Below are 12,381 nucleotides of genomic sequence, written 5' to 3' on the forward strand. Positions count from 1 at the left end.
CAAATATTACAGTTAATAGGGTTTAGTGAACGCGGTTAAAAATAAAAGGCATCACGGTGGTGAATAATGCCGCTTTCGGCCAGGCCGGATTAATCGCAGTCAATTCAGCGCGAGCAGATTCGTATTGCGCAATCTCCCCTAGTCCCGCGGCCGCCAGCATCGCCACCATCAGGCATTTTTCTTTATGCTGCTGTTGTAAATCGCCATACAGCGACAACAAGTCAGGTTGCGAGACGGCAAAGAAATCCGCCTCGATACTGGTTTTCGCCATCTCTTGCGCCCACTGTTTCATTTCACTAAACAGTTGCTGTGCGGTTTGTTGTTCGCCCAGCAGTCGCAGCGCCATTCCTTGCCAGAAGAGATAATCAACCGGCTGATCGTTGTAATAACTGTGGATGTTAATGGTGCGATCGCCGGTCGCCGCCAGACGTAAACAACGCGTCGCTTCAGTTTCATCGCCCTGAGCTTTGGCACATATCGCCTGCCAGAACCAGATGTCGTTGTCAGTTTGCCCCGGTAAACGGCCTTCGCTTAAATTCTCTGGATAGTGCAGCGCGGCATGAAGCAGTTCGCTGGCCTGCTGCGGTTGTCTGGCATCAAGGTGTTGCCAGGCGCGTAACATTTGGTTAAGGATAAACTGACTGGTGACCTTCCCTTCCCCGCCTTCCCACGGGTGGAATTTTCGCGTGGCGAGAATATCCGCCGCTTTGTCGGCCTGACCTGTGAGATGCCACAAATTGAGCAGTTCTGCGGTCATGTCGTCGCGTTTCAGAGCAATTTCCAGATTATTTTCCAGACGTGCCAGTCGTTTCTCCGGTGTGGCTCCGCTTAACTTATCCAGCAAATCCCGTTCGAAAAGCAGACGTGCATCCTGCGGCGCAAGCTGATAAGCATTATCAAGATAACGCGCGGCCAGCTCATAATCGTGTTGCTTATTCCACGCATGGATCGCTAACCCGCGCCAGCCGTCGGCAAACTCCGGTGACATCTCTACGCAACGCAGCCATAAAGTAATGGCTTTGTTGTAGCTACGCTTGTTGTAATAGAAGCAGGCCAGTAAATGACGGGCAAACCAGCACTCTTCAATACTCTCCAGCGCCGCCACTTCTTCCAGCGTATTCGGGAAACGGACAAACTGTGGGAAGACATCAATGGCTTTTGCGACCAGTTCGCCGCGTTCGGCTTTCGGCAGCAAGCTAGCTTGCAGGTAAAGCGGAAGCGTGCGCTGGCAGTCCAGTACGTTCAGCATCTCTGCCGCCAGGGCGGGCATTCCCCAGTTAATCAGTTGCCCGGCGGTCATCAGGGCGTTAACGTCGCGTCCCTGACACAGACCGCGCCACTGCGCGAGGGCTGATTCGCTACGACCATCGAACCAGTTCAGCCACCACAGAGTGGCGTTCAGCGGATAATCACGCAGCAGTTTCTCGCGCTGCAAACGCGCGTTGTCCTGACGACCACTTAACACCAGCAGCAGGTTATGCAGGCAAAGCACTTCCTGATTGGTTGGGCAGGCGCGAAGACTTTGTTGGCAAAAATCCAGACCCGCGTCGAAGTTACCATTACGCGCAGCCAGCCGTGCCAGACCATAATAGCCGCCGGCTTTACTGTTCCCGCTCCAGACCGCACGCCAGAAATCCTCTTCGGATTGTTGATATTGTCCCTGACGTTCGTAAGCACTGGCGCGAATCAAACTTGCCTGTCCACACTGCGGGTTTTTGTTCAGCGCATGTGCGCGTTTCAGCGCCTGACTGGCATACGCCACCGCTTGCGGGAAATCTGCGCGGTTATATTCCAGCATCGCCAGCGCCAGGTTACAGCGATAATCCAGCGGGTCCAGCGCCACGCCGCGCAGGTAGTAATCGAACGGTGAACGACTGGCGTGATGATATTGCTCCAGATGCTGACCGATAAACCAGGCTTCATCTGTACTGGCAATGTCTTGTGCAGCCAGTGGCGCTTTGGCAACGTCCGGCAACGGCAACTCTTGCGGCTGATGTTCCTGATAACTCAGTACAATATTGCCGTCAGCATCGGAAAGTTCGATGGTCAGTCTGTCAGGATTGATACCGTGCAACACGCCCTGGATGGCGGTCGCTGGTGTCAGGGCCACGGCATCATCGAGCAACGCGTTGCATTTGCCGATTTCGCGGATCGCCAGACGATATCCACTCAACGGGGAGATGGCATACAGCCCCCACTCAATCCCCCGCTCGCTACGCTGGAGTTTTATCACCGCATCGCGGGAGGCATTTTGCACCATGCCCAGAGAATGATAAGGCAGGAAATACTGCTCGAAACGCTTCTCTTCGTAAGCATCAAGCCAGGTAAAATCGGGCTGGTTATCGGCAAAAATACCGGTCATCAGCTCGATATACGGACCGTTATTGTCGGTCAGACTCTTATCCCACGCCTGGCCAAATTCACTGTGTCCCCAGCTCCACTGTTTTTTACCTGGCGCAATATGGTGGTTGGCAACGTGCAGCAAACCGCCATCTTCATCGTGACACCACGCGCCGACAAAATCGTACTGCGATTTTTCAGCCATATACGAAGTCGGCACTGGCACATTTTTATAGCGAGAAATGTCCACTCCGGCGGAGTAGTCCACTTTGTAGTAGGTGCCGGTGGCGATGGGGAAAGCTGAAACAGCCCGTTTGCCGTGATCAAACACCGCAGTCACATCCGGCGGGAAAACGCTCTGATGCCCTTCACCACCTTTCACTGCCGGGTTGGCCCACCACAAGAAATGACGCGGCGTGGCGTTGCCGTTATAGACGCGGCTGGCGATTTCCAGCGCCGCCCGGTCAGGGCGCAGTGTGAAACCAGTCATCACTTGTAAACCGTGCATCGGCTCCGTTTCGCCGACCCACACCGTCTGTGCGCCGTCGTCATGGGCTTCGATGGTGAAATCAACGGGCATAAAGGTGGTCGGGCGATGGTGTTGTGGCCAGTTAAACTCAATCCCGCCCGAAATCCACGGCCCCAGCAGCCCCACCAGCGCCGGCTTAATGACTTCATTGTGATAGACAAAATCTCGCTGTTTCACTTTATCCCATGCGCGATGCACGCGACCGCCCAGTTCCGGCAGGATCATCACTTTGATGTAGTCGTTTTCCAGCCACACCGCCTGCCAGGATTTCAGGGTTTTCTGCTCGCTCAGCGTATCGGTCACGCCATAGGGATAAACCGCGCCGGACGATCCCTGATAAACGCGATTTTCCAGGAACATGGGATGTATATCCTGCGGCCCGGTTTCATAGGTCGGGATCTCAACGCGCTCTTGCCACACTTTTACTGGAGTCATGGTGCCCTCAATATTAACAAGACATACTGAATTAAAAGATTTGTGGCAGTGTATTGAACAATCTGGCACTGTTTTCGCGGAATAATCACGCAATTAACTAAACAAGGTTTAGTGAAGATGAGAGCCTGCATTAACAATCAACAGATCCGCCACCATAACAAATGCGTGATTCTGGAACTGCTGTACCGGCAAAAGCGCGCCAACAAGTCGACGCTGGCCCGGCTGGCGCAAATTTCAATTCCGGCGGTCAGTAATATTTTGCAGGAACTGGAAAACGAAAAGCGGGTGGTGAATATCGACGATGAAAGCCAGACGCGCGGGCATAGCAGCGGCACATGGCTGATTGCGCCGGAAGGTGACTGGACGCTATGCCTGAACGTGACGCCCACCAGCATTGAGTGCCAGGTCGCTAACGCTTGTTTAAGTCCGAAAGGCGAATTTGAATATTTTCAGATTGATGCACCGACACCGCAGGCACTGCTGTCCGAAATCGAAAAATGCTGGCATCGTCATCGCAAACTGTGGCCGGGCCGCACCATCAACCTGGCGCTGGCAATTCACGGTCAGGTTGATCCGGTAACTGGTGTATCGCAAACCATGCCGCAAGCCCCGTGGACCACGCCAGTTGAGGTGAAGTATCTGCTGGAAGAGAAGCTGGGCATTCGGGTGATGGTCGATAATGACTGCGTGATGCTGGCGCTGGCGGAGAAATGGCAAAATAATTCGCAGGGACGGGATTTCTGCGTGATCAACGTTGATTACGGCATTGGCTCGTCGTTCGTGATTAACGAGCAAATTTATCGCGGTAGTTTGTATGGTAGCGGGCAGATTGGTCACACCATTGTTAATCCGGATGGCGTCGCCTGCGACTGTGGACGTTATGGCTGCCTGGAAACCGTCGCCTCGTTAAGCGCATTAAAAAAACAGGCGCGAGTATGGCTAAAATCACAACCTGGCAATACTCAACTTGATCCAGAAAAACTGACTACAGCGCAATTAATCGCTGCCTGGCAGAGTGGAGAACCGTGGATCACCAGTTGGGTTGACCGCAGTGCCAACGCCATTGGTTTGAGTCTGTATAACTTCCTCAACATCCTCAATATTAATCAGATTTGGTTGTACGGTCGCAGCTGTGCCTTTGGTGAGAACTGGCTTAATACCATTATTCGCCAGACAGGATTTAACCCGTTCGACCGCGACGAAGGACCGAGCGTGAAAGCGACGCAAATTGGCTTTGGGCAATTAAGCCGCGCACAACAGGTGCTGGGGATAGGTTATTTGTATGTTGAGGCGCAGTTACGACAGATTTGATGGCGCGATAACGTAACAAGGCTTCCCGAAGGAAGCCTTGACGATCACAAACGTAAGATTGCCTGATGCGCTACGCTTATCAGGCCTACACGGATATTGCAATATATTGAATTTGCAAATTTTTGTAGGCCGGATAAGGCGTTCACGCCGCATCCGGCATGAACAACGAGCACGTTGTCAGCAAATCACCGTTTCTCTTATGCGTAAACCGGGTAACGTGCGCAGATGTCGAGAACTTTACCTTTGATGCGCTCGATAACCGCTTCATCATTGATGCTGTCCAGCACGTCACACATCCAGCCAGCCAGTTCTTTCGCTTCTGCTTCTTTGAAGCCACGACGCGTAATCGCCGGAGTACCTACACGAATACCAGAAGTTACAAACGGGCTCTTCGGATCGTTCGGTACGCTGTTTTTGTTCACGGTGATATTGGCACGGCCCAGAGCGGCGTCTGCTTCTTTACCGGTCAGGTTTTTATCAACCAGATCAACCAGGAACAGGTGGTTATCAGTACCGCCAGAAACCACTTTGTAGCCGCGTTCCAGGAACACTTCTACCATCGCTTTAGCGTTTTTCGCGACCTGCTGCTGGTAAGTTTTGAACTCAGGCTCCATCGCTTCTTTCAGCGCTACTGCTTTACCCGCAATAACGTGCATCAACGGACCGCCCTGACCACCAGGGAAAACGGCAGAGTTCAGTTTTTTGTACAGTTCTTCGCTACCGCCTTTCGCCAGGATCAGGCCGCCGCGCGGACCCGCCAGGGTTTTGTGAGTGGTGGTAGTCACTACGTGAGCATGAGGAACCGGGTTCGGGTAGACGCCAGCAGCAACCAGGCCCGCAACGTGCGCCATATCAACGAACAGGTAAGCACCGATGCTGTCAGCGATTTCACGCATTTTCGCCCAGTCAACCACGCCGGAATATGCAGAGAAACCACCGATAATCATTTTCGGCTTGTGTTCTTTGGCTTGTTTTTCCAGATCGGCGTAGTCGATATGGCCGGTAGCATCAATACCATAAGGAACGATGTTGTACAGTTTACCGGAGAAGTTAACCGGAGAACCGTGAGTCAGGTGACCGCCATGCGCCAGGTTCATACCCAGAACGGTATCACCTGGTTCCAGCAGCGCGGTGTAGACCGCAAAGTTAGCCTGGGAGCCGGAGTGCGGCTGAACGTTAGCGTAATCAGCGCCGAACAGTTCTTTCGCGCGATCGATCGCCAGTTGTTCGACGATATCAACATACTCGCAACCGCCGTAGTAGCGCTTGCCCGGATAACCTTCAGCATATTTATTGGTCAGCTGAGAACCCTGCGCCTGCATTACGCGCGGGCTGGTGTAGTTTTCGGAGGCGATCAGTTCGATGTGCTCTTCCTGACGTACTTTTTCCTGCTCCATAGCCTGCCACAGTTCGGCATCATAATCGGCAATGTTCATTTCACGCTTTAACATCCGCATCTCCTGACTCAGCTAACAATAAAATTTTTTCGCCTAATTTTGGCGGTCCTGATGGACAACGGCGAACAGTATAACCGAATCATTGTGCGATAACAGGTCTTGACAAAGGAATTTACGCAAACGATTACCTTCAAGCTGTGCAAGGCTTTGGAGAATAAAGGGCCTGCAACCGGAAACGGATTTCTTTTCAGGTTTGTGATGCAAATTTTTCACTTCATCACATTCTTGATGAAAAACACCAAAAGAACCATTTACAGTGCAGGGCTATTTTTTATAAGATGCATTTGAGATACATCAATTAAGATGCAAAAAAAGGAAGACCATATGCTTGACGCTCAAACCATCGCTACAGTAAAAGCCACCATCCCTTTACTGGTGGAAACAGGGCCAAAGTTAACCGCCCATTTCTACGACCGTATGTTTACTCATAACCCAGAACTCAAAGAAATTTTTAACATGAGTAACCAGCGTAATGGCGATCAACGTGAAGCCCTGTTTAACGCTATTGCCGCCTACGCCAGTAATATTGAAAACCTGCCTGCGCTGCTGCCAGCGGTAGAAAAAATCGCGCAGAAGCACACCAGTTTCCAGATCAAACCGGAACAGTACAACATCGTCGGTGAACACCTGTTGGCGACCCTGGACGAAATGTTCAGCCCAGGCCAGGAAGTGCTGGACGCGTGGGGTAAAGCCTATGGCGTACTGGCTAATGTATTTATCAATCGCGAGGCGGAAATCTATAACGAAAACGCCAGCAAAGCCGGTGGCTGGGAAGGTACTCGCGATTTCCGCATTGTGGCTAAAACGCCGCGCAGCGCGCTTATCACCAGCTTCGAACTGGAACCGGTCGACGGTGGCGCAGTGGCAGAATACCGTCCAGGACAGTATCTCGGCGTCTGGCTGAAACCAGAAGGTTTCCCGCATCAGGAAATTCGTCAGTACTCTTTGACTCGCAAACCTGATGGCAAAGGCTATCGTATTGCGGTGAAACGCGAAGATGGCGGGCAGGTATCCAACTGGCTGCACAATCACGCCAACGTTGGCGATGTCGTGAAGCTGGTAGCTCCGGCGGGTGATTTCTTTATGGATGTGACAGATGACACGCCGATAACACTGATCTCTGCGGGTGTAGGGCAAACGCCAATGCTGGCTATGCTCGATACGCTGGCAAAAGCAGGCCATAACGCCCAGGTAAACTGGTTCCACGCGGCAGAAAATGGCGATGTTCACGCCTTTGCTGATGAAGTTAAGGAACTGGGGCAAGCACTACCGCGCTTTACCGCGCATACCTGGTATCGCGAGCCGAGCGAAGCCGATCGCGCTAAAGGTCAGTTTGATAGCGAAGGCCTGATGGATTTGAGCAAACTGGAAGGTGCGTTCAGCGATCCGGCCATGCAGTTCTATCTCTGCGGTCCGGTCGGCTTCATGCAGTTTGCGGCAAAACAGTTAGTGGACCTGGGTGTGAAGCAGGAAAACATTCATTACGAATGCTTTGGCCCACATAAAGTGCTGTGATTTGATGTTGCCGGATGGAAACATCCGGCAACCATGACGCGGTTTAAATCGCCGCGTCGTCCTCTTCGCCGGTACGGATACGAATGACCCGTGCCACGTCAAAGACGAAAATTTTACCGTCACCAATTTTACCGGTTTGCGCCGTACGAATAATCGTGTCTACGCAGATATCTACAATGTCGTCTGGCACGACGATCTCAATTTTCACCTTCGGCAGAAAATCCACCATATATTCCGCACCGCGATACAGCTCAGTGTGGCCTTTCTGACGCCCAAAGCCTTTCACTTCGGTCACGGTCATGCCGGTAATACCGACTTCGGCCAGTGCTTCACGGACATCGTCCAGCTTGAAGGGTTTAATAATCGCATCAATCTTTTTCATGCTATTCCTTGAAAAGGTCGCCTGTCTTTTGATCTGCTAAACGTAACACATTACACCGATTCATTCCTTGAAATCGTTTGCATCCAGCTCGTGTCGGGAAAGCAATTTATAAAATTCTGTCCGGTTGCGCCCCGCCATTCTCGCCGCGTGAGTGACGTTGCCTTTAGTGATTTGCAGCAGCTTGCGCAGGTAGTTGAGTTCAAACTGATTACGCGCCTCAACAAAGGTGGGCAGCGCCGTGTTTTCGCCCTCCAGCGCCTGCTCCACCAGCGCATCACTAATCACTGGCGATGACGTCAGCGCCACGCACTGTTCAATCACGTTCACCAACTGGCGCACATTTCCCGGCCAGCTGGCAGTCATCAGGCGTTTCATCGCATCGGTGGAGAACGCGCGGACAAACGGTTTATGCCGTACTGCTGCCTGACGCAATAAGTGGTTTGCCAGTAACGGAATGTCTTCCGTGCGCTCCGCCAGTGCCGGAATTTTAAGGCTGACGACATTGAGGCGGTAATAGAGATCTTCGCGAAATTCCCCGCGCGCCATCGCTTTTGGTAAGTCGCGGTGGGTCGCAGAAATAATCCGCACGTCGATATCAATATCGCGGTTACTGCCCAGCGGGCGGACTTTTCGCTCCTGCAATACGCGCAGCAATTTTACCTGTAACGGCGTAGGCATATCGCCAATCTCATCGAGAAACAGCGTACCGCCTTCCGCCGCCTGGAATAAACCTTCGCGATTGCTGACGGCACCAGTAAACGCGCCGCGTGCATGACCAAACAGCTCCGACTCCAGCAACTGCTCGGGCAATGCGCCACAGTTAATGGCAATAAACGGCTTGCTGTTACGCGGGCTGGCGTTGTGGATAGCCTGGGCAAAAATCTCTTTCCCGGTGCCGCTCTGACCGTTAATCAAAACGCTAACGTCTGATTGCGCCACCAGCCGCGCCTGTTCCAGCAAACGCAGCATCAGCGGGCTGCGAGTGACAATCGCCTCGCGCCAACGTTCGTCGGTGGCTGGGGCGGATTGCTCCAGCGCATCATCAATTGCCTGATATAACGCGTCTTTATCGACGGGCTTAGTGAGGAAACTAAACACGCCCTGCTGTGTCGCGGCAACGGCATCGGGAATGGAACCATGCGCGGTGAGGATGATTACCGGCATACCTGGCTGCACTTTCTGGATTTCAGCAAACAGTTGCATACCATCCATTTCATCCATCCGCAGGTCGCTGATGACTAAATCCACTTTTTCACGATTCAGTATCCGCAGCCCCTCGGCACCACTTTCTGCCGTGACCACGCTGTAGCCTTCGCTGGTCAGGCGCAGGCCAAGTAATTTCAGTAATCCCGGATCGTCATCGACCAATAATAAATGCGCAGGTTTATGGCTCATCAGGGGTGACCTCATTGGTGGATGGCGCGGTTTTTTCACTCTCGTGCGGCGTGTCCGGTGGAAAATTTCCGGCCGGTTTGCGAGTCGAGAGTTGGCGTTCAATATCCGTCAGGTTCTCCAGCTTGCGGGTGGTAAGTTCCAGTTGTTGCTGTAGAACGTGATGTTGCTGGCGCAGGGCGTCCAGTTCGCTGTCGCAGGATTGCTGGAGTTTACTGTAACGTTGGCGCTCTTCCGCCAGTTGCAGTTGCAGCGCCTGTCCGTCGCGCCAGAGTTGATACAACGGGCGAACCTGCGCCGGGATCTCAGTACTTAACGCATCAATGCGCGCGACCAGTTGGCGGCGCTCAAAAGGCGTGATTTTGGCATCGGCAAGCAAAATCCCCTGCTTAAAGGTATTTTGCCAGCTGCCATCACCATACTTACGGGCTTCCTGACGCGACTGCGCTGGCATTAAGCGGTTGGCGCAATCCATCGCCCGTAGCCAGTAAAGCGGGTTAGTTTCAGTTGATTTACCTTGCAGCGCCCAAATGTCGCTACATTCAGTAGGAAGATAATCAGCCAGTTGATAAACCGGGATTTTTTCTTCTACTGGCGCATTAATGGCTGGCTTATTGTGATTCTGCACGCAGCCCAGCAGCGCCAGACAAGGCAACCCCGCCAGCCACAGCCGTCGGGATAAAAATCGTTGAAAAATGTGTCGCATATTCACCAGACTCAGAGCCTATCCCAGTGGGCGTAATTGTTGCAGGCAGTTTGGACACGGACAGCGCGGAGAAACCGGAGCGTACACGTAGTACGTGAGGATTTCGAGCACTGCCCGGGGCCGAACTGGCAAATAAAATAGCCTAATGGGATAGGCCTTAACATTATTTCGTGTTTTTCGACGAAGGCAATTCAATGCGGAAGCAAACGTCTTGCCCGCTCTCGTCGACCAGATACAGTTCCCCCTGCATACGGCGAATACAATCCCTGGCAATGCTTAATCCCAGACCGCTCCCCTTCACCGCCCCTTTTCGCTGGTGACTTCCCTGAAAAAAGGGTTCGAAGATCATGGCGCGTTCCTCTTGCGGAATGGGCGTGCCTGTATTGATGACATCAATATAAACCCGTGCGCCATGTAAACTGCTGCGAAGGCAAATGTTACCGGATTCAGCCCCGTAGTGCACCGCATTGGAGTAAAGATTATCCAGCACGCTCATCAGCAGCATGGGTTCCGCCAGGCATGCTGTTGCCTTGAGATCAACGTCGGTATGCATCATTTTAGTCCGAGCTGGCAGACTGTGAGCGGAAACTACCGTCTCCACCAACGGTGCTAACTCAACATTCTCCAGTTCCACCGCGCCATCTGCCTGTTTACGGTTGTAATCAAGCAGTTGTTCTATCAGTTTTTGCAAATTGCGGCTGCTGCTATCAAGGATGCTCACCACCTCTTTTTGCTCTGGCGTAAGCGGCCCGACAACCTGGTCAGCCAGTAATTCAGTGCCCTCGCGCATACTCGCCAGTGGCGTTTTTAATTCATGAGATAAATGTCTTAAAAATTGATGGCGCTGGGATTCCAGCCATGACAGGCGTTCACTTAACCAAAGAATACGTTGCCCTACCGAGCGTAACTCGCTCGGTCCACTAAACGAGACGCTATTACCCAGTGAGCGTCCTTCCCCCAGACGGTTGATCATCCGCTCGATATTTTTCACCGGACCAATAATCATTCGGGTGAAAAGCAGCACCATTATCAGACTCACCAGAAACAACACCAGTGACTGCCAGCCGAAATACTGTCCGCGTTCGGCTATCTCTCGCTGGAGTTGCTGCCCGCGTGAAAACACCACGGTGCGCGTGGCCTGTACCATTTCGGCATTGGCATTGGCAAAGGCTTCCAGACGCGCGGCGGCCGCCGCATCCGGCCCACTGTTGTTACACTGGAGTTGGGCAAGATTGTTCAAATCCTGACGCAATGCCTGGTAAAGTTTATCGTCCGGCAGCACGCCAGCGTGGGCATCGAGCATTTCGCTGTAACGTTTACGCTGGCTTTGATAGACCTTCGCCAGGGTTGAGTCGTCCAGCACGCAATACTGACGGTAGCTACGCTCCATCTCCAGTGCCGCATTAGTCATTGCCTCACTGCGCCGGGCGTCAATAAGCGTTGTGCGATTGACCAGCGCCGCCTGATCGCTAAGCGCATTAAGGCTTTGCCAGGCTTGCCATGCCAGTACCAGCAGAGGCAGCAAAATCAGCAAGAATGCCAGCATGACTAATTGTCGTAATGAACGTGGAAAAACAGGCCAGCGTTTCAAGGTGTTACTCTCGTCAGACGCGAATAGCCTGATGCTAACCGAGGGGGAGTTCAGATACAACAAAGCCGGGAATTACCCGGCTTTGTTGTGGAATAAGGCGGTGCCTAACTCGACGTTTCGCCCGATGGTTGATATAGCTACGCTGATATCAGAAGTTGGACGGCAGGCACCTTGTTGTGCGTCATTCGAATTTTATGTAGCACGTCCCGAAGGGGCTGACATAAGTGGGTGAATGAGCCACTGGTTATTATTATGCAGTAACTGTGCCAATAAATAAAATAGTTTGATAACGTACTGATAAAACATAGCTTTAATGAATTAATGGTTGTTCCACTGGTTGGCTATAAATCAGCCAGTGTGTCGCTTAAAAGAGACGCCCAAAGCTTAAATTATTCGTTTTAAATTAAATCAATAAGTTATGTGTCACCTATAAGCGACACGGCAAACCACCCATTGTCGTGATTTACAGACACAAAAAAAGCTCCCGGAGTTGGGTGCTTATAATTGTTGGCGAAGTGGTTGTGTGTAATGCCGGATGCGGCGTGAAAGCCTTATCCGGCCTACAAAACAATGGGTTGCGTGGAATTTCCGCAGCCTTACCCCAGCTGCTTACGCGCATTACGGAAAATACGCATCCATGGGCCATCCTCGCCCCAGTTTTCCGGATGCCAGGAGTTGCTGACAGTACGGAAAACACGTTCCGGGTGCGGCATCATAATGGTG

General features: G+C 52.3%; 8 protein-coding genes. 2 read left to right on the plus strand and 6 right to left on the minus strand.

The annotated features are described in order from the left end of the window. Positions 1 to 22 precede the first annotated feature (22 nt). The gene (locus FEK42_RS20600; protein WP_135492898.1) at positions 23 to 3,304 is read right to left on the minus strand and encodes a DUF5107 domain-containing protein; all 3,282 of its coding nucleotides are present in this window, start codon (positions 3,302 to 3,304) and stop codon (positions 23 to 25) included. A gap of 117 nt (positions 3,305 to 3,421) precedes the next feature. Between FEK42_RS20600 and FEK42_RS20605 the strand changes: the two genes are divergently transcribed. Continuing rightward, the gene (locus tag FEK42_RS20605) at positions 3,422 to 4,615 is read left to right on the plus strand and encodes an ROK family protein (protein ID WP_130260414.1); all 1,194 of its coding nucleotides are present in this window, start codon (positions 3,422 to 3,424) and stop codon (positions 4,613 to 4,615) included. Positions 4,616 to 4,812: 197 nt separating this feature from the next. On the opposite strand, the gene glyA is transcribed toward FEK42_RS20605, so the two are convergent. Then, positions 4,813 to 6,066, minus strand: a complete 1,254-nt coding sequence (gene glyA / locus FEK42_RS20610; protein ID WP_000919159.1) for a serine hydroxymethyltransferase — start codon at positions 6,064 to 6,066, stop codon at positions 4,813 to 4,815. A gap of 330 nt (positions 6,067 to 6,396) precedes the next feature. On the opposite strand from glyA, the gene hmpA reads away from it, so the two are divergent. Next, positions 6,397 to 7,587, plus strand: coding sequence for an NO-inducible flavohemoprotein (gene hmpA, locus FEK42_RS20615; RefSeq protein WP_135492899.1), 1,191 nt, complete (start codon positions 6,397 to 6,399; stop codon positions 7,585 to 7,587). A 43-nt stretch (positions 7,588 to 7,630) separates the two neighbouring features. Here the strand turns inward: hmpA and glnB are convergent, their stop codons facing one another. The 4 genes from glnB to qseE all read right to left on the minus strand — a co-directional run bounded on the left by glnB (position 7,631) and on the right by qseE (position 11,658). Continuing rightward, positions 7,631 to 7,969: a nitrogen regulatory protein P-II gene (gene glnB / locus FEK42_RS20620; protein WP_000717691.1), complete on the minus strand. Its 339-nt coding sequence runs from the start codon at positions 7,967 to 7,969 to the stop codon at positions 7,631 to 7,633. A gap of 60 nt (positions 7,970 to 8,029) precedes the next feature. Continuing rightward, complete coding sequence (glrR, locus tag FEK42_RS20625; RefSeq protein WP_130207538.1) at positions 8,030 to 9,364, minus strand: two-component system response regulator GlrR; 1,335 nt, start codon at positions 9,362 to 9,364, stop codon at positions 8,030 to 8,032. Continuing rightward, positions 9,354 to 10,067 (minus strand): two-component system QseEF-associated lipoprotein QseG, encoded by a 714-nt coding sequence (qseG, locus tag FEK42_RS20630; protein ID WP_135492900.1) that lies wholly within the window; start codon positions 10,065 to 10,067, stop codon positions 9,354 to 9,356. The genes glrR and qseG overlap by 11 nt, the downstream gene beginning before the upstream one ends. Before the next feature lie 163 nt (positions 10,068 to 10,230). Further along, a complete protein-coding gene (gene qseE / locus FEK42_RS20635) occupies positions 10,231 to 11,658 on the minus strand; it encodes a two component system sensor histidine kinase QseE/GlrK (RefSeq protein WP_130214661.1) in 1,428 nt (475 codons plus the stop codon). Positions 11,659 to 12,381: the final 723 nt, after the last annotated feature.

Origin of the sequence: Escherichia sp. E2748, from assembly GCF_005781125.1 — a bacterium.
GTDB lineage: Bacteria > Pseudomonadota > Gammaproteobacteria > Enterobacterales > Enterobacteriaceae > Escherichia.

Bases quoted from the DNA above. Each gene is read 5' to 3' on its own strand.
- glyA (WP_000919159.1), bottom strand. From the start codon at position 6,066: ATGTTAAAGCGTGAAATGAACATTGCCGATTATGATGCCGAACTGTGG.
- glrR (WP_130207538.1), bottom strand. From the start codon at position 9,364: ATGAGCCATAAACCTGCGCATTTATTATTGGTCGATGACGATCCGGGA.
- qseG (WP_135492900.1), bottom strand. From the start codon at position 10,067: ATGCGACACATTTTTCAACGATTTTTATCCCGACGGCTGTGGCTGGCG.
- FEK42_RS20600 (WP_135492898.1), bottom strand. From the start codon at position 3,304: ATGACTCCAGTAAAAGTGTGGCAAGAGCGCGTTGAGATCCCGACCTAT.
- hmpA (WP_135492899.1), top strand. From the start codon at position 6,397: ATGCTTGACGCTCAAACCATCGCTACAGTAAAAGCCACCATCCCTTTA.
- FEK42_RS20605 (WP_130260414.1), top strand. From the start codon at position 3,422: ATGAGAGCCTGCATTAACAATCAACAGATCCGCCACCATAACAAATGC.
- glnB (WP_000717691.1), bottom strand. From the start codon at position 7,969: ATGAAAAAGATTGATGCGATTATTAAACCCTTCAAGCTGGACGATGTC.